This window comes from Helicobacter himalayensis, assembly GCF_001602095.1.
Classification (GTDB): Bacteria; Campylobacterota; Campylobacteria; order Campylobacterales; family Helicobacteraceae; genus Helicobacter_F; species Helicobacter_F himalayensis.
This window is the reverse complement of the sequence record NZ_CP014991.1, coordinates 1,066,622-1,090,625: the sequence shown is the minus strand read 5'-3', so window position 1 is coordinate 1,090,625 and position 24,004 is coordinate 1,066,622. Positions and strand designations below refer to the sequence as shown.

Genomic DNA, 24,004 nt, shown 5'->3' with positions numbered 1-24,004 from the left:
GGAAGTAATATGCGCCTTGATATGCATAATCATACACCCTTGTGTAATCACGCCAGCGGTGCGCCACGCGAGTATTTGCAACGCGCTGTGGAGCTAGGCATTGATATTTATGGCTTCACCTGCCACGCACCTATGGAGTTTGACAAAGAATATCGTATGCGCTTAGAGGATGTGGAAACTTATATTGCGGATATGTGCGCGTTGCGCGAAGAATTCCGCGATAAAATCGATGTGAGAATTGGGCTAGAGGTTGATTTTATCAAGGGGCGTGAGGATTTGCTAGAATCTAGCATCTTGCGTGCCCCACTTGATTATCTCATCGGTTCGGTGCATTTTTTGGGAAGTTTTGGCTTTGATAACCCTGCGTTTTTGGGGCATTACAAGAATTTAAGTCTTGAAAAATGTTGGGAGGAATATTTGGATTCTATTACGCTTTGTGCGCAGAGCGGGAATTTTGAAGTTATAGGGCATTTTGATTTGCTAAAGGTTTTTAATAATCCACCGCCAAAAAGCGTGCTGCAAAAACTCACCAGTACTTTAGAATCTATCAAACAAGCGCAATGCGTGATGGAAATCAATGCCTCTGGCTTACGCAAGCCGTGCAAAGAACAATATCCCTCAAAAGAGATACTTTCCCTTGCTTTTGAAATCGGTGTGCCAATCACCTTCAGCTCTGATGCGCACGCAATCGAGCATATAGGCTTTCGGTATGAGCATTGTCGCGCCTTAGCCAAAGAGGTTGGTTACACGCATATCTTTGCTTTCAAAGATAAAATACCGCAAGAATACGTCATAGATTAAAATCCTCAAGCTATGAAAAACACTACAAAACCCAAGTCTGCGTATCAGAATCTCAAAGACGAACTTTTTGCAAGCGCACCTAGCAAACAATTTGAGTTTGACGCGCAGGTGGCAAGTGTCTTTGATGATATGCTGGAGCGCTCAATTCCATTTTACAAGGAGAATCTGCAACTTTGTGTGGATTTTTTGAGCGCAAATGTCAAAAATGGCGTGGTGTATGATATTGGTTGCTCGCTTGGAAATCTGCTTTTAGCGCTTTCTCCCCACCTGCCTTGCGCAAAGCTCATTGGGCTAGATACTTCAAGTGCGATGATTGAGCGCGCAAAGCTAAAGGCAAAGGCTTATAATGCGGATATTTGCTTCAAAGTCACGGACTGCACGAAAGAGAAATTTAAAGAATCTAGCGCGATTGTGAGTAACTATACCTTGCAATTTATCCGCCCGCCTTTGCGCCTAGGGCTTGTCAAAAAGCTTTATGATTCCCTAAAACGCGCAAATGGTGTGCTTATCATCAGTGAAAAGATGGTGAGCGAGGATAGCTTTTTTGCAAAGCAGATGATTGAATACTACCATCAATACAAGGCTCGCAATGGCTACTCACAAAGTGAAATCGCCTCAAAGCGCGAGGCGCTAGAAAATGTGCTTGTGCCTTATAGCTTGGAGGAAAATATCACATTGCTTAAAAGCGCAGGGTTTAGCGCGGTGGAAGTTCTGTTTAAATGGGTGAATTTTGGCACACTCATTGCGCGCGCATAAAATCTTATGGGTGCTTTTAAGAGATTCTTAAATTGCAACCAACACCACAGAAGCTAAATCCTCCAAGCAAGGTGATACACTCAAACAAATAGAATCTAAAACCACAATAACGTTGCAGAATCTGTAAATCTCAATAACCAAAAAAACGCCGAGTATGAACGCGCAAGCGGAGCTGAGCGGAATTCACTCCCGCGAAGGTGCATCTAAAGGAATAGATTCTAAAGAATCTCCCTTTTTTAGAATCTATTCCTTACTTTTTACTCCGCGTGTCATCATAAAGCTTTGCTCATAAAAGATGATAAAAGTTATCAACGCCCCAGCCACAAGCAAAACAGAGACAAAAAGCATAATGGTAAGATTGTTGAAAAACGCAAGGAGATACTCTAGCTGGTTTGGTGCATCGGCGTTTTTGGCAAAGGCGAGCAGGGAAAGAATGCTTTTATACCCATAGCTTCCGGGAAAAAGTGGCAAGAGCGATGGGAAAACAATCGTCTCTGTCGGGACTTTAGCGCGTTTGGCAATGAGAAATGCCACAATCCCCATACAAAAACTTGCGCAAAAACTCGCTCCAGCAAGGCTAAAGACAGGGATTTGCAAAAACATAGAGCGAATAAAATACCCAAGCCCAGAAATAAATATAATACCCCAAAGTATGTGTTTTGGCGGATTAAAGGGGTATGAAAAGCCAAATCCTGCCACCATCGCAAAAAGCATACGAAGCAAAATATCGCTGATGTCGTTGCCTTCAAAAAATTCCGCGTGCAAAATGGCGAGAACTTGTGGGTATTCTTGCAAAAAATCAGACATGGATTAGGCTCACTTTCGCAATGCTTAATGTCATATACGCACCAAAGGAAATGCAAATAAGCAAAATTACCATATTAACACCCCGACTTAGCGCCATTAGCGTGTATTCGTGGAGCACATCTGCAAGCGCGTTGATAATCTGAATGCCGGGTATGAGGTAGAGAATACTAAGACCTATGGCGATTTCTGGCGTGCTGGTAATGCCAAAATGCACGCCGATATAAGCGACAAATGACGAGATAAATGCCACGAGCACATAGATTCCGCGCACATCGATTTTGCGTTTGGTTAAGATATGCTTGCTTGCAAAGCCTGCAAATGTCCCCAAAAAGACACATAAAAGCGTGCCTACATCGCCACCAAAAAGCTTACAAAAGGCAGTGTTTGCGAGACTTGCAAAAAGGAGTGAGTAAAAAAAAGTGTAATTTTTAGATTCCATAATGTTTTTGAAATGCTCTTTGGCGCGCGTGAGTGAGATTTTTTCATCATATATTTGCCAGCTAAGCGCGCTTAAGTCTGAAATTATGCGGAAATTTGCGCCAAGTGGCGGATTTGAGCTAACTTGCGTGCGACGATTTTGGTGATTACTGCGTTCAGAAATGCTAAGGGTGATGTTTTTTAGCCAAATAATCATATTCACATCATAGCCATAGCTTTCTCCTATGCGCTTTGTGCAACGCGAGACCCTCGAGGAATACGCGCCATTTGAAAGAAGTGCTGCGGCGTATTGAACTAAAAACACGCTTAGCTCTTCTATTTCTTCACTTTCGTGATTTTGTTTGCCTTTATGATTTTGCTTATCTTTGGTATGCTTGTCTTTTCTAGCGTGGCTTTTGGATTTTTGTTTGAGGAGGTTTGCACTCATTTTATAGACCTTAAAGATTCTCTATTTGTAAAGAAAATAAGCGCAATCATAACGCTAAAATTTTTAAATCTTTTTTAAAAAGTTGGAATCTATTAGCTCTCGGTTTGAGTTTTTTAATAGTTTTGTTTGCTGTCTGCTGTGTTACTTTTTTTCAATATATTCTATTTTGTATAATTATGGATTTGATAAGTCTTTGAAGCTGTTGGTTTTTGCTTCCTATAATAAGCCCAAATTAAGAAAAGACAAGAAAAACTTTACCTAAAATGCCAAAAAAAGTAAAGAAAAATTTCATTTTCAAAATAAGCCACACAAAGAGGACATATGCAAGGACATTTGACGCTTTTTGAAAGCAATGTGTATGATATTTTTTTAAAAAGCGATGTTTTCTCCCCGCAGACTTGCGAGATTCTAAACGAAGTCAATGAAACAAGGCTTGATTATCTCCCATTGCACTCTCATAAAAGCCAATTTATTAAGCCAATCATCGCTGTGGTGGGCAGTGGAGACGTGACTGAGGACTTTTTAGCCAAACTTGCAGAATCCAAGCAAAACCCCGCTTTTAGATACTTTTCAGAGCTAGAGATTTTTAATGTTTTACCGCAAAGCTTCGTGGTGCTAAATGGGAATTTTGGGAATTTTAAACTCCTTTATACAGAATCTAGTGCGCAAATACCACTTGTGCTTGAGGTTTCTCAAGTGGTATTTTTCACAAAGTTTGAATCTGTGGCAAGCATTAAGGGTGTGCATTGGGTGAGTGAATATGCGAATGCAAGCGCGCTTATTAACGAACTACACGCGAATTGTGGAGTATATAGCTATGAAGCACCCATTGCGTTTAATCCAAATTTTTGTGATTTTCAACATCGCAGGGCTAAAAGCGATGGAAGTGGTTATTGCTTGGCGTGTGTAAGCACTTGTGCTACTCGTGGGATTTTTAGCGATATGAAAAAAATGGAGATGCTCCTAAGTCCTGTAGATTGTGTAGCGTGTGGGGAATGCGTGAGTGTATGTCCCACAGGTGCGCTTATGCGTGAGAGTGAAGGTTTGCTTTCTCTCACTTCTCAAGCGCGCATTTGCAAGGGCTTTTCACTTGTCATACATGCAGAATCTGCCAGCGCGCAGGTTTTACAAGTCCTTGCAAAAAGCACAAATAAAAGCGCGCTACCTTTTGTGATGGGACAGCCACATATTTTGAATGAAACTTACTTGCTAAGTCTTGTGCAAGAGAGTGCCAGCACACTCATTTTTTATGGTGAGCTAAATGTGCATATGAGTGAAAGCGTAAAAGCCATAAATGCACTTTCACAAGCGATTTTTGGTAAAGATTGCATTTTACTAGCAAGTAGTGAATCTGAGCTAGATTCCGCACTTTTGCAAGCAGAGCCTTTGGAGCAAGCGCATTACATTTACACACCGCGCGAAAACGAGGGGCTAAAAGAGGTTTTTTCACAAAGGGCGTTTGCGTGGGTGCGAGGCAATGACTTTGGCAGAATCTCTATGCCAAAGTCTGGCAATGTGCTTATAGATTCTCAAGGTTGCACTTTGTGTCTTTCCTGTGTGGAGGCGTGCAAGACAAAAGCGCTTGTTAATAATACTTCATCTTTTGAATTGCTTTTTAAGCAGTCTCTTTGCACGGGGTGTAACTACTGCGCGGATGCGTGTGCGGAGAAAGTCATAAGGATAGAATCTAATGTGCTTGATGTCAAAGCAAGTAGCTTTGCGTATGAGGTAAAGGCGCAAGATGAGCCTTTTAAATGCGTGGAATGTGGGAAAATTTTTGCAACAAGCAAATCAATTGCAAAAATCAAAGAGCTTTTAAGTAGCGCGTTTGCAGGGGATTCTATGAAGCAAAAAAGTATCGAATGTTGCGCGGATTGCAAAGTAAAAATCATCTTTGCACCAAAAGAGCACTCTTAAAGGAAAAGTATGGAATCTATGGGTTTAAACCAAAACATTCAAAAACAAAACAATCAAGGGCGGAATCTTGCTGAGCAAAACTTTAGCCAAACGCTCAATTCCGTGCGCGCGCTGTATTATGACTTTTTTGCGGGATTTTTCTTGTTTGAATTATTGCCAAAGCGCAAGGAGCTTTTTTTAAAGCAAATTGATATTCTGTCTCAAAGCCCAATTGCGAGCGAGGATTCTGCGCGATTTGCAATGCTTAAAAGTTATTTGCAACAAACAGACACACAAAGTCTTGTGCGCGAATACAGCCAGACTTTTAATATTCCTTTTGCGACAAAGAATTTACCAGCTTTTGTTGGTGGGCGCAAAGGACAGCGCGCAAATGTGCCAAATCCGCAGGTATTTTTATACCTAAGCCATTATAAAAATGGCTGTCTTAATGGTGAGGCACTTTTGGAGGTCAAAAAGCTTGTGAAGCAAACGCATTTTAGGCTCAATAGCAAGGAGTTTAAAGAGAGCGAGGATCATTTTGGATTTTTGCTACTTTTGATGCGTTGTTTATTGCAAGATAGCACAGAATCTACGGATTCTAGCCACATATCAGAGGCACTTTCAAGGCAGATTTTTGCGGAATGTATTAAGCCTATGGGTATGGAAATTGCAGATATCTTAAGTATGAGAGAGGATTTGGCTTGTTATAGTTTGGTGGGTGCATTGCTCGCGAGCTTTTTGCAGTTAGAAGAATACGCGTGATGTCCCTATATAAGGGTTTTTGAGCTAAGAACCTTTAAATGGGGACACCCAAGCACAAATTTCATCAAAAGGAGGAAACATGTCTCAGGCACAAGATAAGAATCTTAGCGCGCGCCGTAAGATTCTTAAAAGTGCAGGACTTGGCGCGGCGGTCGTGGCGGTAGGTTCTGTGGCGCTTAGTGGTTGCAAAAGTGGCGTAGAGCAAAAAGAGGTCATTAAGGGAAAAAGTAAAAAGCAAGAAGTGCTTTATCGTAGCGATACGAAGTATTGGCAGGAATATTTTGCAGTAGCAAGATAGTGCCAAAAACGTGCAATTTAAGGCAGGCGGTGGCTTTTTTTTAGAATCCTTTTTGGAGAATCTTAGTTCTTGGGGAATCTTAAAAAAGCTTAAAACAACAAATTTTAGTAAGGAGAATTAATATGAGCGAAACAACAAGACGAAACGCTCGCCGTTCTTTCCTTAAACTTTCTGCATTGGCATCAGTTGCAGGTGTGGGAAGTGCGTTTGGAAGTGATAGTGAGCGTGTGATTCGCCAAGCAAGTCAAGCGGAAATTAAAGAAATGTTCCCTAAGGCGAAACGTATAAAAACAATTTGCACGCATTGTTCTGTAGGCTGTGGCATCATCGCAGAAGTGCAAGATGGCGTGTGGGTGCGTCAAGAAGTGGCGCAAGATCACCCAATCTCTCAAGGCGGGCATTGCTGTAAAGGTGCTGACTTAATCGATAGAGCAAGAAGTGAAACGCGTTTGCGCTATCCGATGGAGAAAGTCAATGGTCAGTGGCAACGCACAAATTGGGAATCTGCAATGGATAAAATCTCAAAACAGCTTATGCAAATTAGAGAGGAGAGCGGACCTGACGCGGTTATGTGGATAGGAAGCGCGAAACTCTCAAATGAGCAATGCTACTATTTAAGGAAGTTTTCAGCATTTTTTGGCACAAATAACCTTGATCACTGTAATCGCGTTTGACATTCCCCAACAGTCGTCGGTGTGGCGAATACATTTGGATTTGGTGGAATGACAAACCATTTAGGTGATATGATGTTTTCAAAATACATTCTTATCATCGGGGCAAATCCAGCAGTGAATCACCCTGTGTCGATGGTGCATATTTTGCGTGCGAAAGAGCGTGGCGCGAAGCTTGTATGTATCGATCCGCATTTTAGTAAAACAGCCGCGAAGTGCGATGAATTCCACAGAATCCGCAGTGGCACAGATATTGCGTTTGTGTATGGGTTACTCCATGTGATTATTGAGAAAAAACTCTATGATGAAGAATATCTCAAAGATAGAGTGTATGGATATGAAGAGATTATAAAAGAGGCTAAGAAATTCCCACCAGAAGTGACAGCAGACATCACGGGGATTCCAGCGGATTCTATTATCCATATTGCTGAGGAAATGGCAGCAGCAAAGCCAGCAAGTGCAATTTGGAATCAAGGACTTACACAGCACACAGTTGGCACGAGCAATACGCGTATTGTCCCAATTTTGCAAATGTTTTTGGGCAATATTGGTAAAAATGGTGGTGGCGTGAATATCTTGCGCGGACACGATAATGTGCAAGGAAGCTCGGATATGGCGTCAAATCCAGATGTTTTACCCGGATATTATCCGCTTACAGAGGCATCGTGGAGACACTTTGCGAAACATTGGCGTGTGGATTATGAGTGGTTACAAGGACGCTATAAGAACAAGCAAATGATGGAAGCAGGCGGTTTTGCGCATTCTACTTGGAAATTTGGTGTGCTTGATGAAGAAAATGCAAAAAACAACGGCGGGACAATGCTGCGCGCACTTGTAGTAATTGGTACGGGAATGACTAGCGTTTCATTGCTTGACTTGCAACGCAAAGCGATGAATAAACTTGAACTTGTCGTGTTTATTGATCCATATGTTAATGATTTGGCGATTTATTGCGAGAAAGATAATAATCTTTTTGTCTTGCCTGCGGCTAGCCAGATGGAGACCTCCGGCTCACTTGCAGCGACAAACAGAAGTTATCAATGGCGCTCAAAAGTGATGGATCCACTCTATGAATGCCGCGAGGACCAAGAGATTCTCTTTGATTTTGCTAAACGTTTTGGATTCTTAGAGGAATTTCAACGAAGCTTGTATGAAATTGCAAAAGCCGATGGTAGAGACCAATTTATTTGGCCCGAAGATGCAACCACAGAGCTTACGCAAAGCATTCGCAGCATAGGCTTGCAGGGTATGAGTCCTAAGCGTTTGAAAGCGCATCAGGAAAATTGGCATATGTTTGATAAGGTTACGCTTATGGGTAATGGTCCATTTAAGGGCGAATACTATGGGCTTCCGTGGCCTTGTTGGAGTGAGAAACACCCCGGAACGCCGGTATTTTACGATGATAGTAAGCCGGTTATGGAAGGTGGAATGGGCTTTAGGGTAAATTGGGGCGTGAGCGCGCCAGATGGTGCTACAATGCTTTCACCTCATATTCTGCCCGGTGCGAAAATCGCAGGACACGCACCTGTAAGCGCGCAAAACATAGAATCTCTAGGTGTGAAGCTTACAGAGGAAGAAAAGGAGGCGATTAAAGATTTTAGTGCGTATTCTTTTGGAATGGGGAATAATATCCTAGTCGAAAAGGCGCTAGAAGCAGGACTTTGCCCTTATGGTAATGGAAAAGCGCGCGCGATAGCGTGGAACTGGTATGATAAGATTCCATTGCATAGAGAGCCGATACATTCTGTGCGTCCAGATTTGATTGACAAATATCCAAGCTTCCCGGATAAAGAGAATCTCTTCCGTGCAAATGTGAAATATCGCACGCGTCAAAAAGAGAAAGATTGGACAAAAGATTATCCAATCAATATGCTAAGCGGGCGTTTAGTCGCACATATGGGAACAGGGACAGAGACAAGAAGCGCAAAATATTTGGCTGAGGTTTATGGCGAAATGTTTGTGGAAATCCACCCAGATAAAGCATTTGAGCTAGGTATCAAAGATGGTGATATGGTATGGGTGCATGGCACGATGGAGACGAAGATTCTCACAAAAGCTAAGCTTTCATATCGCGTGGATTATAATAGCGTGTGGTTGCCACAAAACTTCTCTGGAATGGATCAAGGCAAGAATCTGCTTGGAAACTATCCAGAAGGCACTGCGCCTTATGCCATCGGTGAGTCAGCAAATATGATTTCAAGCTATGGTTTTGATTACAACTCAGGCTGTCCAGAGACAAAATGCGGACTTTGTCGCGTAGAAAAAGCATAAGGGGGAAACTATGAGTGAAAATCTAATGAATGGTTTTAACGATCCCGGGCATGTGCGTATAAAATTCTATTGCGATGATACGCGATGTATTGATTGTCATGGTTGTGATGTGGCTTGTAAAGAAGCGCATCACTTGCCGGTAGGTGTTAATCGCAGACGCGTTGTAACACTCAATGATGGCATTGAGGGGGCAGAGAAGTCAATCTCTATTGCTTGTATGCACTGCGCAGACGCGCCTTGTGCGAAAGTTTGTCCGGTAGATTGCTTTTATATCCGCGCTGATGGAATTGTTTTGCATGATAAAAAAACTTGCATTGGTTGTGGCTATTGTTTGTATGCTTGTCCTTTTGGTGCGCCACAATTCCCTAAATCTGATGTGTTTGGCTCACGCGGTGCGATGGATAAATGCACTTTCTGTGCAGGCGGTCCAGAGGAAACGCATAGCGAGGAAGAATGGCAACTTTATGGGCAAAATCGTATCGCAGAAGGCAAGGTCCCAGCGTGTGCGGCAATGTGTAGCACAAAAGCACTACTTGCAGGTGGTAGCAATGATGTTAGCGCGATTATCAGCGAGAGAGCTTTGACAAAAGGTGAGGGTGCGCCACGCATTCCTTATACTTGGAAAAAAGCCTATGGCGACTAAGAATGCAAAGGGGCGAAAATGAAAAAACTAATATCAAGCCTTTTTGCGGTGGTGCTTTTAGCAAGCTCTCTAAGTGCGGATTCTCAAAGTGCGCAAAGCGATGGTGTGAAAAGGAATTATGTCGCGCCGGAGCATATCGGAATCCACGATAAAGAAATCGATCTTTCCTATAACAAGCACATTTATGGCACACGTCAAATTGAAGCGATTAAAAATTGGGGTTTTGATACCAAAACATCAGGCGTTGTGCTGGGTGCGGTAGTTCCCGGAGATGGTGGGAGTATTGAGCCTTTGAGTATGGGAGAAAAAATCACAGGCATTCGCGGTTGGAATGGTTTAGGTGAGGCTTTTACGACTTTGCAAAATGGTTGGTTTGCGCTCATTTTCTTTTGTATTGTTCTTTTTACGCCATTGGCGTTTTTTGGGCATTACAAAATCATTGGTGCGAGGAAATATAATCACGAGTCAAAATTGCGCGTTTTTAGCAAATACAATATTTTCGTGCATTGGTTTGCTGCTATGCCTTTTGTGTTTTTGTGCGTAACAGGGCTTATGATGGTTTTTGGTGATAAGCTCGGTGGTGGTGCGCTCATACGATTTGCACGCGATTTGCACGGCGTTAGCACGATTGTTTTTGCGATTTTTGGTCCGCTTATGTTTTTGATGTGGGTTAAAGATTGCTTGCCACGTTTGTATGATATTAAGTGGTTTGTGATTATGGGCGGATATTTGGATAAGGCAAATCGCATTATCCCTGCACATAAATTTAACGCTGGACAAAAAATGTGGTTTTGGTTAGCGACAATTGGCGGGGCTGTGATGGTGATTAGCGGGGCGATTATGTTCTTTCAGAGAGCAGATATCAACACCTTGCGCCTTATGGCGTTAATCCACAATGTTCTTGGTTTTGGTGTGGTGGCATTGCTTATCACGCATATTTACATGGCAGCATTCGCTATTGAAGGCGCGTTAGAATCTATCATTAATGGCTGTATGGGTGAGGAGGAAGTCTCAATGCTTCATAGTTTCTATTATGAGGATTTGAAAAAACAAGGCAAGCTAGATTCTATGCGCGTGGCGGGACATCACCATTAATGGTATCATCATTAAAAAAAGTTATGCGTGCAGGGCTAGAGCGGGATTCTCTCCCGCGCCGTTGAATACAAGGTTTTTATTTTGGCTTTGACTAAAGTGATTGTCCAAAAAGAAATAGTTGGAGTGCGATTTGACCTACACGAGATACATTTAAAAGGAATACTATGTTTTTTAGCAAAATCCCCATTGTGAGCTTGAGAAAGGGTGAGAGCGCCCAGCACACAGAGGATATTATTATCAAAGAACAAAGAATTGCTTTGTATCTTAATGGTAAAAAACTGCTTTCTACTATGTCTTTACCAAAGGAGCAAGACGCGCACGCAGTGGGTTTTTTGATGAGTGAGGGTGTGATAGAATCTGTGAGTGACATTACGCATCTTAGCATTGCAGAAGATGGCTTTAGTGTGTATGTGGAAGCAAAGATTAATGAAGAAAACATCAACAATCTCTTTCATGAAAAAACCTTGACTTCAGGCTGTTGCGTGGGTGTGAGTGCGAATTTTGAAGGCAAAATTATAGAAAAATTTATTTCTACGGATTTGCACTTGTCAAAAGAGCGTCTTTGGGAGCTTATTGAGAATTTCGAGCAAAATACGGATTTATTTGAGAAAACAGGTTGTGTGCATAAGGCGATTTTGGTGTTTGAAGATGGCAAAGAGTTGGTGAGTGAAGATGTCGGGCGGCACAATGCCATTGATAAAGTCGTGGGAAAAGCGCGCCTAGAGGGCATCGATACTTCAAGGGCGATTTTGGTTGTAAGTGGGCGCTTGTCAATGGAAATGGTGATAAAAGCGGCAATGCATAATATCGCCATTGTGATTTCGCGCTCTGCGACCACTGAGCTAGGTGTCAAATCCGCGCAATTGCTCGGCATTACACTTATTGGCTTTGCGCGCGGTGGGCGGTGCAATATCTACACGCATTCTTATAGAATCTTAGGCGAGAGTGAAAATCTTAGCGCGCAGCAACTCAAGCCTTGCGAGAAATACGCCCAAGCGCAAAAACTCTTTGGATAGGGCTTAGTTGTATTGCCTTTGCGGAAGTGGATTTTGCCTTTTACCTCGCTTTATATTCGCTCCGCTCTAGCTTCATCGCCTCGTTTGCCTTGCTCTAGTTTTGCCTTTTGCTTCGCTTTTGTTTGTGGATTCTGTATTTTTTGGTTGATTAAAGTTGCGATATTTTGTCGCGTTGTTGGGATTTTTCAGAATCTCATTTGATACTCTCTTTAATTTTACTCCTCTGCATTATCGTTTTGTTTCAAAACTATACATAAAAGATTTTTCTTTGTTAATGCTTCAATAATTCCACATACTACGAGATTCTGCTCTTTGCAAAATTTTCTTAAAACCTCCTTGTTGCCCTCAAAAGTAAGATTTTCAAAAAAAATGTTGATTTTTTAAGCATAGCGTTTTTTTTTTTTTGTCATAATTGGGGGATTTCAAAATTCTGGGCTTAAAGACATTTAAAAAAATATTTAGATGTCTATCTGCCATAATTCACAACAAAATACAACATTAGGAGAAAAAAATGAAGTGGTTTAGTTCCTTAAGTATTGGGGTAAAGCTTGTTTTGACAATAGTAAGCAGTGTTTTAATAGGAATACTTCTTTTAAGTGTAGTTATCCTTGAAAAAGTGAGCGAAAATATGCAAGAGAGCATAGAAGAGACGATTGTAAATGCGTCAAACAACTACGCAACTTATATGAAAAGCGTGTTAGATGAATCAATCGTGCTAAATAAAGGCGTAGCAAGCACGCTCAATGCGATGTTTCAGGATGTGGAAAAAGACGAGATGGATTTTCACGATGTGGAAAGTGTTGTAAAAAATATGTTTGATAATAGCGCGTATGCAACCTATACTTTTCTTTATTTGTTAGAAACGCCCAAAAATTTTCGCAATCTTGACAAAAAATACTATACACAAAGCGGTAAATTTGCTATGTTATACCATAATGCTAACGAGTATGCCAATAGTGCTACGCTGTTGCAAAGCGATGATGCGCTATTGACAAGCCCCGTTATAAATAGGATTCTCAAAGAGGAGAAAGAGGGAAAAACGCAACCAATATATGTGGGAATCCCCGCAACTCTTAAGGTTGGTGGGCGTGAAGTGTTGGGCTTAAACATTGCTGCACCTCTCTTTGATAGGGAGAAAAATCTTATAGGAATCATTGGCTACAATTTTGATTTTATGAATATTTCTAGTGTGTTAAATGACCCTAAGCTTGATATCTTTGAGGGCGACATACGCGCCTTATTGACAAGAGATGGCGTTATTACGATACATAAAGACACAAATCTTATTTTGCAAAATATTTTCGAGCATAGCGCGCATGAAGGAGCAAAGCTTGTGTTTCAAGCTATAAAAGATGGCGAAACGAAGGTGTTTGACGATTACGAAACAATGGGCGGGACAGAAAGCTACGCGAGTGTGAGTTCTTTCCAAACGGTGGATAATACGAGTGAATGGACAATTTTGGTTAGCACGCCAAAATCTTCCGCACTTGCTGCACTCAAAGACTTGCGACAAACCATCGTTATACTCGCGCTTTGTGTTTTGATTTTTATAAGCATAGTGGTGTATTTTTTCGTGCGTAAGATTGTTGGCGCGAGGCTTCCTGTTGTTCTCCACACCCTCCATTCTTTCTTCCGCTATCTTAATTATGAATCTAAAGAGGTGCATACTATCAGGATTAGAGCCCAAGATGAATTAGGAGCAATGGGAAAAATCATCAATGACAACATCTCCCGCACTCAAAAATCCCTCCTTCAAGACGAAGAAGCCATAGCACAATCAGCAGAGACTGCTAAAGAAATAGAAAGTGGGAATCTCAAAGCAAGGATTATTAAAAATCCTGCTAATCCACAATTGATAGAATTAAAAAATGTGCTTAACACTATGCTTGATGTCTTAGAGCAAAAGATAGGAAGCGATACAAATGAAATAACAAGAGTTTTTGACTCTTATACAAGGCTAGATTTCACCACTGAAGTAAAAGATGCTAAAGGAAGAGTGGAAGTGGTTACAAACACTTTGGGTGAAGAGATTAAAAAAATGCTTGTAGCTAGCTCAAACTTTGCAAAAGATTTAAGCATTCAAAGCAATGAGCTTAAATCCTCTATGCAAAGACTAGCAGATGGTTCTCAAGCACAAGCTAGCAGTTTAGAGCAATCAGCTGCAGCAGTAGAAGAAATAAGTTCATCTATGCAAAATGTAAGTGATAAGACAATCGATGCAACCAAGCAAGCAGAAGATATTAAAAACATTGTAGGTGTTATCAAAGATATAGCAGACCAAACAAACTTGCTCGCTTTAAATGCGGCTATTGAAGCAGCAAGAGCAGGAGAGCACGGCAGAGGCTTTGCTGTTGTGGCTGATGAAGTGAGAAAACTAGCAGAGAGGACTTCTAAATCACTAGGAGAAATAGAGGCAAATGTAAATGTCTTGGTGCAATCAGTTAATGAAATGAGTGAATCTATAAAAGAGCAAACAGAAGGCTTAGGACAAATCAATGAAGCCATAGCACAACTAGAAACACTCACACAAGAAAATGTAGAAGTAGCTAACACTACAAACACCATTACTCAAAGAGTAAATGGCATAGCAGAAGAGATATTAGAAGATGTGAATAAGAAGAGGTTTTAGGGGATTCTAAAAACTCTTGCTTTTTTAACCCAAAAATATTCTTTAAAACTTTGCGGCAAGTTGCAGATAAAAGCTTGCGCCCGGGGCGAGGTAGTAGGAATAGTATTTATGGTTGAAAATATTTGAAAAATCTAAGCTCACTTCGTAATGCTTTGCAAAATGAGCGCCCAATCTCACATCTGCCAAAATATAAGAATCTGTCGCACCATACACTTTGCTAATAGTATCCGCATTATCCGCCCTGCTAAAAGGCTTGCTCATATACTCCACACCAAAGCTTCCAAAAAATCTGCCATCATCATAATAAATCTGCCCAAATGCCAAATGCTCGGGAATTCCAACAAGTCTTTTACCCTCTAGCTTTGTGTCGCTAGGATTTTCAAGCATTTTTGAATGTGTGTAAGTGTAGGTTACTAGCACGCCAAAATGCAGAGGCAATTCTTGTTTATAAGAAGTTTCAATCCCATTGATGAGCGCACGTCCGCCATTTAGTGGCATACCGCCATTTGGTGAAGTATAAATCACATTGCTAAGATTTGTGTGAAAATAATAGGCTTTGAAAATTCCTTTATAGGTTGCAAGGATTCTTTGCTCTAAGCCTATGTCAAAGCTTGTGGCGTTTTCTGGCGCGAGGTTTGGATTCCCAGCGATTTTTGTGCCATCTGTGAGTGTGCGCGGAGACTGGAATAGCTGATTTATCGTTGGTGTGCGGAATGCCTGCCCGACACTAGCTTTGAGCGTTGTTGTGCTAGTTGGCAGGTAGTTTATGGTGGCTTTGGGGGAGAATTGTGTTTTTGCATTGTTTTTGACTATATCAGCGTTTGAAGTATGATAATCATATCCTAGCCAATAGTCATAACGCCCACCTAAGCTCGTGTAGAGGTTTTCTAGCCATTGTGATTGCCATTGTAAAAATGCGCCCGCAACAAGAGATTTACCGCCTTGCGAGGACTTGAAGCCACTTTGCGTGCTTAAAAAATCTTTCCAATTTGTGATAGTGTGCGTGCTGCTAGAGATTCCAAGTTGTCGTATTTGTGTGCCAAAGAGAATTTCTTGTGATTTTGTATTTGCAAATTCAAAAGGAATGCTTGCAAAAATATCAAGATTATTTTGCGTGAATTTATCTTGCTGTTGTGAGCCTTCACCATATTGCATTGTTGTGTTTGCTTGAAGTGTATTTGTTCCACCATCGGGGTTATTAAACCAGCGCCAAGTGTCAATTCTTGAATACTTGATATGAAGCTCTAATGCGCTAAAGTAGTGTTGATAACCTATATAAGCTAGGTTTGTGTAAGATTTTTCCTTCCCAATATTGATGCCAAAATAAATAGGCAAAGGTCTGTTTGAGGTTGTAGAAGTGTTGGAATTATCCCCAAAATAAGGATTTCCTTGAGAATCTTTTAAGTAGCTTTTTTGATTTGTGTGGTCATAAGCATAGAGGTTGAAATACTCCCCTACTTCAAGTTTTGCGTTTTCAAGGTCGTATTGTCCTTTTAGCTTTATATCGTGGGTTTGGTAGGCTTGCCTTCCCATATCGCCGACTATTTTGATAGGCACGCCGTCTTTTGTTTGAGAATCTAGCGCGCCCGTGGTGCTTGTAAGTATGGTGTCATTTGGATACACAAAGGCACTATCAGCGGGATAGCCTTGCGACGCGCTAAAGGCGTAGCTAAGTTTTAATTTTAATTTTTTATCAAGCAGGGCATCGCCTATTGAGAAAAAACCTCTAGTAAGGTTTTGCTGTGCGGTGTCCTTGAGGAATGGATTCCCATAGCCTAAGTTTGCTTTGACTTCAAAATCTTGTGGCATTGAAGTTACAAAATTTATCGCCCCAGAGAGTGCCCCAGAGCCATAGAGATTTGAGAAAGGTCCTCGTATGACTTCCACTTGCGCTAAATCGCTAGGGTTTAGTGCGGTGATTAGCTTTGTGTTGTTGTTTAAGTCGTTTAAAATTACGCCATCAAGCATAATCATCGCGCCATTTTGTATGCCTCGTATTGTGAGAGAATCAAAAGTATCTAGTCCGCGAGATTTACTTTGCCTTATGCCCTCCACTCCTCGTAGTGTATCGCTTATCTTAGAGTTCGGGCGTAAATGTATCTGCTTGTCAGTGATGATTGTCGCATTTCCCGGGGCTTCTTCAAGGGTGAGTGCGCTTTTTGATGCGCTTACTTTCGCGGTTTGTAGCCTATGGACTTCATTTGGAAATTTTGTGTCTTGTGGAGTTTGTTGTAGATTCTGTGGCTGTGAATCTTGGGCTTGCAGATTGATGAAACTTGCAGTAAGCAGGCAAAAGATGGCGAATTTGTGCGTTTGTGTTGCTGTGATATTCATTTGTATCCTTAAATTTTGCTTTTCACAAAGCATTGAGAGAATCTTTCTTAATTTTTTTAAGAATATTCTGCAGGCTTTAGCTTTTAAAATGTCCTAAAAATCTAAAGTATCGCAAGTTTATAAACAAAGCTTCTTTTTTGCAAAAAGCATTGCCGAAATAAGCTATTTTGATACCGCAATTGTAATTTTTGGCTACAATCTAAGCGCTACAAGCCTTAAAAAATCTAAATTTACAACAAGGATTGATGATGTCTTTTCGCGCAATACTTCTTTTTATTTTTATGCTTTCTTTTGTGTGGGCGCAAAATATCCTAAAAATAGCCACTTCAAGCAATGCAGGCGTGATGAATCCGCAAGGTTATGCACACAATCAAATGTGGGCGCAAAATATGATTTATGAAGGTTTGGTAAAAACTGATTATGATGGGCGTATTATCCCGTCGCTAGCGACTTCTTGGAAGTTGGAAAATGACGCTAAAACTTATGTTTTTACGCTAAGAAAGGGTGTGAAATTTTCTAATGGTGAGGAATTTAACGCATATGCGGTGAAAAAGAATCTAGATTCTGTGATAAAAAATGCTAAAAGGCATTCTTGGAGCGCGCTTTCAAGCAAGCTAGAAAGTGTGGAGATAAGGGATAATTTCACCATTGCTATTATCCTAAAATCACCTTATAGTGCCACGCTTGAGGAGCTAAGCCTTATTCGTCCTTATCGTTTTGTCGCACCTAGCGAGATTCCAGAGGATTTGGATTTGATTAATTTTAACCCAAAGCCCATTGGCACAGGTCCTTATATGCTGACAAAAAGCGTGCTTGGCGTGAGTGATAGCTTTGAGAAAAACCCCTATTATTGGAATAAGGACAAATATAATGGAATCTACTTTGACATCATACAGACAAAAATCATCATCGAGCCAAACGCAAAGCTTATTGCGCTAAAAACAAAGCAAGTGGATATGATTTATGGGCTTGATGAGATTCCCATTGAGATATTTAGCAAAGTAGCGCAGAGTGGGGAATTTCACACATATCTAAGCGACCCTACAAGCACTACAAGTCTTGTGTTAAACCCAAACAATCCTTTTTTAAAAGATAGGAATCTGCGTCAAGCCATCGCTCAAGCTATCAATAAGCAAGCACTTGTGAAGGCGGTGTATGGTGAGTATCAAGAAGTTGCTTCTTTGCTGTATGCGCCAAATAGACCTTATGCAAATATTTCCTATCAAGCCCCACAATTTGATAAACAAGCTGCGGTGAAATTACTAGAATCTCATCAAGTAAAAAATAACAAGTATGAACACGAAGCGGAGACAAGCGGAATTTATTCCAGCGCAGGCGATACATCTAAAGGAATAGAATCTAAGCAACCAGATAACGGGACAGAATCTATAAGTCTAAGCCCTCAAAAAACAACGAGTATGCGCGCGCAAGCGAAGTATAACGAAGCTGGAGCGGAGACAAGCGGAATTTATTCCAGCGCAGGCGATACATCTAAAGGAATAGAATCTCAAAAAATACAACTAGAGCTTATTTATATTGGTAATAATTCCTCGCAAAAAGCTATGGGTGAGATTTTGCGAGAGCAACTAAAAGAAATTGGGATTTTTCTAAAACTTGTCCCAACTGAAATAACTATTTATAAAAACAAAACTACCGCAGGGGCATTTGATATGTGTTTTGATGGGACTTGGGGGACGCCTTATGAGCCATTGATGATGTTGTATTCATTTAAACATTATGGGCATTTGGGCTATGCGGTTTTGGAAAATCTCGCACAAAAAGAGCAAATCTATAAGGCAATAGATTCTGTGGTTTTGGATACAAGTCCTGCCACCCCAGCTTTTGGGCAAAAAGTAGCAGAACTCCTTACTAGCGTGTATGATTTGAATATTTATATCCCGCTTACTTATCAAAAAAATAAAGCCATTTCTATAAAAGAGCTCAAAGGCATAAGGGCGGGCATAAATCCGGCAGAAATAAATTTTTGGGAATTTTATAAATGAGCGCGCATAAAGTGTTAAAGAATAGAATCAGCCAAGCGTTGAATCCACAGAAATCTAAACAATTAAAAAGATTCCATATGTGCGTGAAGCGGGATTTATCCCCACGAGATATGATTTGCAAAAGTTTGCGTGTGTGAAGCGCTCATAAAAGCCAAAGCCTATGTTGAAATATATCTTTTTTAGAATCCTCTCTCTAATCCCGCTGCTCTTGGTGGCGTCTTTTCTTATTTTTGTGTTGTTAAGACTTAATAGTACTGACCCGGTAGCACAATATTTGCTTTCTGCAAATCTCGTGCAAACGCCAGAACTCGTGGAGGAAATCACAAAAGATTTTGGGCTTGATAAGCCGATTTTGGAGCAATATATTTTGTGGCTGAAAAAGGCTGTCGTGCTAGATTTTGGCACTTCATATATGACAGGTAGAGAAGTAAGGGCTGATTTTTTGTATTTTTTGCCAAATACTCTGTATCTCACACTTGGTGGATTTTTGCTTATTGTGTTGCTTTCAATCCCGCTTGGCGCACTTAGCGCGACTTACAAAGACAAAGCACCTGATATTATTATAAGGTTTTTTTGCTTTTTGGGTGTGTGTATTCCAAATTTTTGGTTTGCATTTGTTTTGATTCTGATTTTTTGCGTGTATTTGGGTTGGCTTCCAGCAATCGGACTCGAAAATATACAATCCCTTATTTTGCCCTCCATCGCAATTGCGCTTATGTCCGCATGCATTAATACAAGGCTTATCCGCTCAAGTATGCTAGAAGTCAAAAAAGAGCGCCACATTATTTATGCGAAATTGCGCCACTTAAGCAGGCATAAAATCATTGTAAAACATATTTTATATAACGCGTCTTTGCCTATTGTTACGGCATTTGGAATGCATATAGGAGAGCTTATTGGCGGGGCGTTGCTTATAGAATCTATTTTTGCAATACCCGGCATTGGGCTTTATAGTATTCAAGGCATTGCAAATCACGATTATCCCATTATTCAATGTTTTGTGGTGGCTATGTGCCTAATTTTTGCGCTGTGCAATTTGGCAATAGATATTCTTTATGCCATCCTAGATCCTAGAATCCGCAAGAATCTGTGCGAGTAAGGAACAATATGCAAAAAAATCTTACACATAAAAAATTTAGCCTAAGCGGGAAAATATCACTGAGCTTGATTGTGTTTCTTGCCTTATTTGCGCTTTTTGCGCCATTATTTTTGCCTTATGTGCCAAATGAAATTGAGCTAGATTCTAAATTCGCACCTCCAAGTTTTACACACTTTTTAGGCACGGATTATTTGGGGAGAGATATTTTTACGCGTTTAGTTTATGGTGCGAGAATCTCGCTTGGAGCGAGCCTTGCTATTGTATGCTTAATACTTTTTTTTGGGATTAGCATAGGCTCAATATCCGGATTTATCGGTGGTAGGGTGGATAAGATTATAATGAGAATCTGCGATTTATTTTTTAGCCTTCCCACGATTGTTTTATCGCTTTTTTTCGTTGGAATCTTAGGCAGCGGCTTAAGCAATGTCATCATCGCAATCGCACTTACGCACTGGGCGTGGTATGCTAGGATTGTAAGGAGCATTGTTTTTGGATTGAAAAACAAAGAGTTTGTATTGCTTTCAAAAGCTTATGGAGCAAGTGCGTTTCAAAGTTTTAAACGCAATATGCTAGCCCCTATTTTAACACAATGCCTTGTGCTTGCGAGTATGGATATTGGGCATATTATTTTGCATATCGCGGGATTGTCATTTTTAGGGCTTGGCGTGCAACCACCGCTTGCGGAATGGGGCGTTATGCTAAGTGATTGTAAAGATTATATTTGGAGCAATCCTGAGCTTGTGCTTTATCCCGGCGTGGCGTTGTTTGTAAGCATTGCATTGTTTAATATCTTAGGTGATAGCTTGCGAGATTATTTGGATAGTGATTTAGAGGACTTGAAATGAGGCTGGAGATAAAAGATTTTTGCTTGTCGTATCACAATAAAGAGATTATTAAGAATGCAAGTTTAAGTGTGGATTCTAGTGAAGTGGGTGTTTTGATAGGTCCTAGCGGAAGTGGGAAAAGTCTGCTTGGGCTAGGAATATGTGGCTATGTGCCTGATAATCTCACAAAGACGCGTGGAGAAGTGCTGCTTAATGGCAAGGTGCTAGAAAACACAGAATCTGCGCGCCTAAACTTTGCTCAAAAATCTCTTTCTATCATTATGCAAAACCCTAGAACTTGCTTTAATCCGCTTTTTAGCATAAAAAGCCATTATGTTGAAACACTTCAAGCACTTGGTATGCGCGCGGATTTGGCATTTATGGAATATTCCTTGCAAGAAGTGGGGCTTGAAAGGGAAGTTTTGGGGTTGTATCCATTTGAGCTAAGTGGCGGAATGCTGCAACGCGTTATGATTGTGCTTGCGTTAGCGGCAAATCCACTTTTTTTGATAGCTGATGAAATCACCACAGATTTAGATTTGCTCACGCAATACAAGATTTTAGAGATTCTCAAAAAAGTGCGTAAAAAACGCAATTTGGGGATTTTATTTATCACGCACGATTTGGAAGTTGCCGCACATTTTGCTGATAAAATATATATTCTTAAAAATGGCGAGATTACGCAATACTTGGATTTTCCTTTCAGTCCTAGCGGGCTTGCTTCAATCTTTAAACAAGGCGCATAAAATGACTTTAAGCGTTAGAAATTTATCGCATTCCTACTTGCAACACACATTTTTTGCAAAGCATAAAAAGCAGGTATTAGAAAATGTGAGCTTTGAAATACGACAGGGCGAAATTATTGGCTTAGTTGGCAAAAGTGGCTGTGGGAAAAGCACCTTAGCAAGACTTGTTGCTGGGCTAGAAAAGGCGGAGAAAAATTGCATTTTTATTGATGATAAACCACTTGCATTGACTTCATTAAGAGAGCAAAGGGCTTTTTATAGGGAAGTGCAAATCACCTTTCAAGATTCTCTAAGCTCGCTTAATCCGCGTTTGAATATTTTGCAATCATTGCAAGAACCGCTCGAAAATCTCCTCAATATCAAAGAAAAGCAAAAAATGATAGAACTTATCGCGCCACTTTTTGAAAAGCTCAATCTTAATTTGCAAACGCTCTATAAATACCCAGCTATGCTTTCTGGCGGGGAAGCGCAAAGGGTTTGCTTGGTGAAAATTTTGCTCATAAAGCCAAAACTTCTTATGTTAGATGAGATTACCTCTGCGTTAAGTTATGAATTGAAAGAAATTGTCGTGGATTTGCTAAAGGATTTACACAAGGAGCTTAATTGCTCGTTTTTGTTTATCACGCACGATTTTTTTCTCGCCCACACGCTTTGTTCGCGCATTATGTTTATGGATAAGGGCAAGATTATCAAAAACATAGACACACGCACTTTCACAAACGACAAAAAGGAATTTTTCAAGTTCCTTGAAATGCTGGAATGAGCGTTGAATGCCTGCATTTAAAAAATGTTAAAATATTTTTTCACAAACTTTGATTTTTAAGGATTCTAAAACCGCGTTGCAGAATCTACAAATCTTAAAGCTTCCAAAAAACGTCAAGTGTGGGCGCGAAGCGAAGCTTGTCAGGGGCTTTGCTCTTGTAAAGCGATACATTCAAAGGAATAGAGGCGGGATTTGACTGCGCAGACGATACATTTTAAGGAATAGGAAGGATTCTAGTATTTATGAAAAAAGCCACGAAAACCGAGATTAGCGAGATTAAAAAGCGTTTTTTAGCACAATACAAAAATGCAAAAACTGAACTTGTGTATCATAATTTGTATGAATTGCTCGTGTGTGTGATGCTCTCTGCTCAATGCACTGATAAGCGCGTAAATATCGTAACGCCTGCATTTTTTGCGCGTTATCCAAATATCAAGGCGCTTTCTTGCGCGCAATTAGAGGATATAAAAGAACTTATAAAGTCTATTTCATTTTTTAACAACAAAGCGCAGAATCTCCTTAAAATGGCGCAACAAGTAATGCGGGACTTTAATGGCGCAATTCCCACCACGCAAGAAGAGCTTAAGATTCTCGCAGGTGTGGGGCAAAAGACGGCAAATGTGGTGCTAATAGAATTTTTTGAAGCAAATTATATGGCGGTGGATACGCATGTTTTTCGCACTTCACATCGTTTGGGGTTGAGCTATGCAAAGAGCGCACTTGAGACAGAATCTGAACTCACTAAAAAATTTAAAGATAATCTTTCCATTTTACATCAGGCTTTCGTGCTTTTTGGACGTTATGTTTGCAAGGCTGTGAAACCAAACTGCGCGGAATGTTTTGTTAGCGATTTGTGTAAAAATAAAGAGAATTTTAAGCCAAGATAAACGACAAAATATTTATAATGCGAGCTTTACTTTATCATAAGGGTTTAAGATATGGATATTATTCATCAAAGTTTTGTGGAAGTCGTGCAGGAGAGCATTTCGCAGAGTCCAAAAGATTCTATTCTTCCACTCAAAAAGGGGTATTTAACAAAGATTAGTATGCTTGAAAATGGCAAGGTCAGTAGAGATGTGTTTTTGCTTTTTGATAAGGCATTTTTGAGAATCTTTTGCGCGCAATTAATCGATGAACTAAATCCGAGCAAAGACGCGCTTGAGGATATGGCAAAAGAGCTTGCAAATCTTGTCGTAGGGCACGCAAAAGTCATTGCTGCTAAGAAGCAAAAAAACTTTAATATTTCTGTGCCAACTTATGTGGGCTACAAATTACTGAAAGATTATGATAGCGGACTGCATTTTAAGCTTAAACGCGGACATTGCGGGATTTATATGAGGGGCGTAAAATAATGGCTGGGGAATCAATCCTAGACAAGCAGAGAATCCATACTGCAAAGGAAATTGAGCTTGCGACATATCTTGAGGATATGATGCAAAATTACAACGGCTTGCTTGATATGGAAGTTGTTTTTAACGCCGAGCTTGGTAGCACGAAGATTCCCTTAGGCGAGATTTTGAAATTTGAAAAAGGCTCAATAATCGATCTTGGCAAGCCTGCGGGGGAGAGCATAGAGACATTTGTAAATGGGCGTGTGATAGGGAAAGGTGAAGTTATGGTATATGAAAAAAACCTCGCCATTCGTATTAATGAGATTTTAGATTCCAATGCGATTGTGTATTACCTCACGCGCGAAAAGGTTTAACAAAACTTAAGAAAGCTTCA

21 protein-coding genes are annotated in these 24,004 nt (G+C 40.6%); 18 read left to right on the top strand and 3 right to left on the bottom strand.

Translation table 11 applies throughout. The features are described from left to right. Window positions 1-9: 9 nt before the first annotated feature. Both hisJ and cmoA read left to right on the top strand, forming a co-directional pair. Window positions 10-801: a histidinol-phosphatase HisJ gene (gene hisJ, locus A3217_RS05265; RefSeq protein WP_066388704.1), complete on the top strand. Its 792-nt coding sequence runs from the start codon at window positions 10-12 to the stop codon at window positions 799-801. Window positions 802-813: 12 nt separating this feature from the next. Further along, complete coding sequence (gene cmoA, locus A3217_RS05260) at window positions 814-1,557, top strand: carboxy-S-adenosyl-L-methionine synthase CmoA (protein WP_066388703.1); 744 nt, start codon at window positions 814-816, stop codon at window positions 1,555-1,557. A gap of 243 nt (window positions 1,558-1,800) precedes the next feature. On the opposite strand, the gene A3217_RS05255 is transcribed toward cmoA, so the two are convergent. Further along, on the bottom strand, window positions 1,801-2,364 hold the full coding sequence (locus A3217_RS05255; protein ID WP_082807885.1) for a threonine/serine exporter family protein: 564 nt from the start codon (window positions 2,362-2,364) through the stop codon (window positions 1,801-1,803). After that, a complete protein-coding gene (locus A3217_RS05250; protein ID WP_082807884.1) occupies window positions 2,357-3,229 on the bottom strand; it encodes a threonine/serine exporter family protein in 873 nt (290 codons plus the stop codon). Before A3217_RS05250 ends, A3217_RS05255 begins: the two co-directional genes overlap by 8 nt. A 321-nt stretch (window positions 3,230-3,550) precedes the next feature. Between A3217_RS05250 and A3217_RS05245 the strand changes: the two genes are divergently transcribed. From A3217_RS05245 to A3217_RS05205, 8 genes are all read left to right on the top strand, one after another. Beyond that, window positions 3,551-5,146 carry a 4Fe-4S dicluster domain-containing protein gene (locus tag A3217_RS05245; protein ID WP_066388702.1) on the top strand — a complete coding sequence of 532 codons (1,596 nt, stop codon included), beginning with the start codon at window positions 3,551-3,553 and terminating at the stop codon, window positions 5,144-5,146. A 9-nt stretch (window positions 5,147-5,155) separates the two neighbouring features. After that, window positions 5,156-5,887 (top strand): molecular chaperone TorD family protein, encoded by a 732-nt coding sequence (locus tag A3217_RS05240; RefSeq protein WP_066388701.1) that lies wholly within the window; start codon window positions 5,156-5,158, stop codon window positions 5,885-5,887. A gap of 79 nt (window positions 5,888-5,966) precedes the next feature. Then, window positions 5,967-6,185, top strand: a complete 219-nt coding sequence (locus A3217_RS05235; RefSeq protein ID WP_066388697.1) for a hypothetical protein — start codon at window positions 5,967-5,969, stop codon at window positions 6,183-6,185. A gap of 122 nt (window positions 6,186-6,307) precedes the next feature. Next, window positions 6,308-9,127 carry a molybdopterin-dependent oxidoreductase gene (locus A3217_RS05225; RefSeq protein ID WP_082807883.1) on the top strand — a complete coding sequence of 940 codons (2,820 nt, stop codon included), beginning with the start codon at window positions 6,308-6,310 and terminating at the stop codon, window positions 9,125-9,127. Between the two features lie 10 nt (window positions 9,128-9,137). Then, window positions 9,138-9,770, top strand: coding sequence for a formate dehydrogenase FDH3 subunit beta (fdh3B, locus tag A3217_RS05220; RefSeq protein WP_066388690.1), 633 nt, complete (start codon window positions 9,138-9,140; stop codon window positions 9,768-9,770). A gap of 18 nt (window positions 9,771-9,788) precedes the next feature. After that, window positions 9,789-10,865 carry a formate dehydrogenase subunit gamma gene (locus A3217_RS05215; protein WP_082807882.1) on the top strand — a complete coding sequence of 359 codons (1,077 nt, stop codon included), beginning with the start codon at window positions 9,789-9,791 and terminating at the stop codon, window positions 10,863-10,865. A gap of 164 nt (window positions 10,866-11,029) precedes the next feature. Beyond that, the gene (gene fdhD, locus A3217_RS05210) at window positions 11,030-11,881 is read left to right on the top strand and encodes a formate dehydrogenase accessory sulfurtransferase FdhD (RefSeq protein WP_082807881.1); all 852 of its coding nucleotides are present in this window, start codon (window positions 11,030-11,032) and stop codon (window positions 11,879-11,881) included. Window positions 11,882-12,392: 511 nt separating this feature from the next. Further along, complete coding sequence (locus A3217_RS05205) at window positions 12,393-14,510, top strand: methyl-accepting chemotaxis protein (protein ID WP_066388688.1); 2,118 nt, start codon at window positions 12,393-12,395, stop codon at window positions 14,508-14,510. A gap of 42 nt (window positions 14,511-14,552) precedes the next feature. Here the strand turns inward: A3217_RS05205 and A3217_RS05200 are convergent, their stop codons facing one another. After that, window positions 14,553-16,844 (bottom strand): TonB-dependent receptor, encoded by a 2,292-nt coding sequence (locus A3217_RS05200; protein ID WP_197456878.1) that lies wholly within the window; start codon window positions 16,842-16,844, stop codon window positions 14,553-14,555. A gap of 248 nt (window positions 16,845-17,092) precedes the next feature. Here A3217_RS05200 and A3217_RS05195 point away from each other — a divergent pair, with 248 nt between their 5' ends. The 8 genes from A3217_RS05195 (at window position 17,093) to fliN (ending at window position 23,984) form a co-directional block, all read left to right on the top strand. Beyond that, a complete protein-coding gene (locus A3217_RS05195) occupies window positions 17,093-18,847 on the top strand; it encodes an ABC transporter substrate-binding protein (RefSeq protein WP_066388684.1) in 1,755 nt (584 codons plus the stop codon). A gap of 160 nt (window positions 18,848-19,007) precedes the next feature. Beyond that, the gene (locus tag A3217_RS05190; RefSeq protein WP_066388682.1) at window positions 19,008-19,946 is read left to right on the top strand and encodes an ABC transporter permease subunit; all 939 of its coding nucleotides are present in this window, start codon (window positions 19,008-19,010) and stop codon (window positions 19,944-19,946) included. An 8-nt stretch (window positions 19,947-19,954) separates the two neighbouring features. Continuing rightward, window positions 19,955-20,791, top strand: coding sequence for a nickel ABC transporter permease subunit NikC (gene nikC, locus A3217_RS05185; protein ID WP_066388679.1), 837 nt, complete (start codon window positions 19,955-19,957; stop codon window positions 20,789-20,791). Beyond that, window positions 20,788-21,516 carry an ABC transporter ATP-binding protein gene (locus A3217_RS05180; protein ID WP_066388678.1) on the top strand — a complete coding sequence of 243 codons (729 nt, stop codon included), beginning with the start codon at window positions 20,788-20,790 and terminating at the stop codon, window positions 21,514-21,516. The genes nikC and A3217_RS05180 overlap by 4 nt, the downstream gene beginning before the upstream one ends. A gap of 1 nt (window position 21,517) precedes the next feature. Beyond that, complete coding sequence (locus A3217_RS05175) at window positions 21,518-22,279, top strand: ATP-binding cassette domain-containing protein (RefSeq protein ID WP_066388676.1); 762 nt, start codon at window positions 21,518-21,520, stop codon at window positions 22,277-22,279. Between the two features lie 242 nt (window positions 22,280-22,521). Continuing rightward, window positions 22,522-23,166, top strand: a complete 645-nt coding sequence (nth, locus tag A3217_RS05170; RefSeq protein ID WP_066388675.1) for an endonuclease III — start codon at window positions 22,522-22,524, stop codon at window positions 23,164-23,166. Window positions 23,167-23,217: 51 nt separating this feature from the next. After that, a complete protein-coding gene (locus tag A3217_RS05165) occupies window positions 23,218-23,631 on the top strand; it encodes a chemotaxis protein CheX (protein WP_066388674.1) in 414 nt (137 codons plus the stop codon). Beyond that, on the top strand, window positions 23,631-23,984 hold the full coding sequence (gene fliN, locus A3217_RS05160) for a flagellar motor switch protein FliN (RefSeq protein ID WP_066388673.1): 354 nt from the start codon (window positions 23,631-23,633) through the stop codon (window positions 23,982-23,984). Before A3217_RS05165 ends, fliN begins: the two co-directional genes overlap by 1 nt. Window positions 23,985-24,004: the final 20 nt, after the last annotated feature.

Bases quoted from the DNA above. Each gene is read 5' to 3' on its own strand.
- hisJ (WP_066388704.1), top strand. From the start codon at position 10: ATGCGCCTTGATATGCATAATCATACACCCTTGTGTAATCACGCCAGC.
- cmoA (WP_066388703.1), top strand. From the start codon at position 814: ATGAAAAACACTACAAAACCCAAGTCTGCGTATCAGAATCTCAAAGAC.
- A3217_RS05255 (WP_082807885.1), bottom strand. From the start codon at position 2,364: ATGTCTGATTTTTTGCAAGAATACCCACAAGTTCTCGCCATTTTGCAC.
- A3217_RS05250 (WP_082807884.1), bottom strand. From the start codon at position 3,229: ATGAGTGCAAACCTCCTCAAACAAAAATCCAAAAGCCACGCTAGAAAA.
- A3217_RS05245 (WP_066388702.1), top strand. From the start codon at position 3,551: ATGCAAGGACATTTGACGCTTTTTGAAAGCAATGTGTATGATATTTTT.
- A3217_RS05240 (WP_066388701.1), top strand. From the start codon at position 5,156: ATGGAATCTATGGGTTTAAACCAAAACATTCAAAAACAAAACAATCAA.
- A3217_RS05235 (WP_066388697.1), top strand. From the start codon at position 5,967: ATGTCTCAGGCACAAGATAAGAATCTTAGCGCGCGCCGTAAGATTCTT.
- fdh3B (WP_066388690.1), top strand. From the start codon at position 9,138: ATGAGTGAAAATCTAATGAATGGTTTTAACGATCCCGGGCATGTGCGT.
- A3217_RS05215 (WP_082807882.1), top strand. From the start codon at position 9,789: ATGAAAAAACTAATATCAAGCCTTTTTGCGGTGGTGCTTTTAGCAAGC.
- fdhD (WP_082807881.1), top strand. From the start codon at position 11,030: ATGTTTTTTAGCAAAATCCCCATTGTGAGCTTGAGAAAGGGTGAGAGC.
- A3217_RS05205 (WP_066388688.1), top strand. From the start codon at position 12,393: ATGAAGTGGTTTAGTTCCTTAAGTATTGGGGTAAAGCTTGTTTTGACA.
- A3217_RS05200 (WP_197456878.1), bottom strand. From the start codon at position 16,844: ATGAATATCACAGCAACACAAACGCACAAATTCGCCATCTTTTGCCTG.
- A3217_RS05195 (WP_066388684.1), top strand. From the start codon at position 17,093: ATGTCTTTTCGCGCAATACTTCTTTTTATTTTTATGCTTTCTTTTGTG.
- A3217_RS05190 (WP_066388682.1), top strand. From the start codon at position 19,008: ATGTTGAAATATATCTTTTTTAGAATCCTCTCTCTAATCCCGCTGCTC.
- nikC (WP_066388679.1), top strand. From the start codon at position 19,955: ATGCAAAAAAATCTTACACATAAAAAATTTAGCCTAAGCGGGAAAATA.
- A3217_RS05180 (WP_066388678.1), top strand. From the start codon at position 20,788: ATGAGGCTGGAGATAAAAGATTTTTGCTTGTCGTATCACAATAAAGAG.
- A3217_RS05175 (WP_066388676.1), top strand. From the start codon at position 21,518: ATGACTTTAAGCGTTAGAAATTTATCGCATTCCTACTTGCAACACACA.
- nth (WP_066388675.1), top strand. From the start codon at position 22,522: ATGAAAAAAGCCACGAAAACCGAGATTAGCGAGATTAAAAAGCGTTTT.
- A3217_RS05165 (WP_066388674.1), top strand. From the start codon at position 23,218: ATGGATATTATTCATCAAAGTTTTGTGGAAGTCGTGCAGGAGAGCATT.
- fliN (WP_066388673.1), top strand. From the start codon at position 23,631: ATGGCTGGGGAATCAATCCTAGACAAGCAGAGAATCCATACTGCAAAG.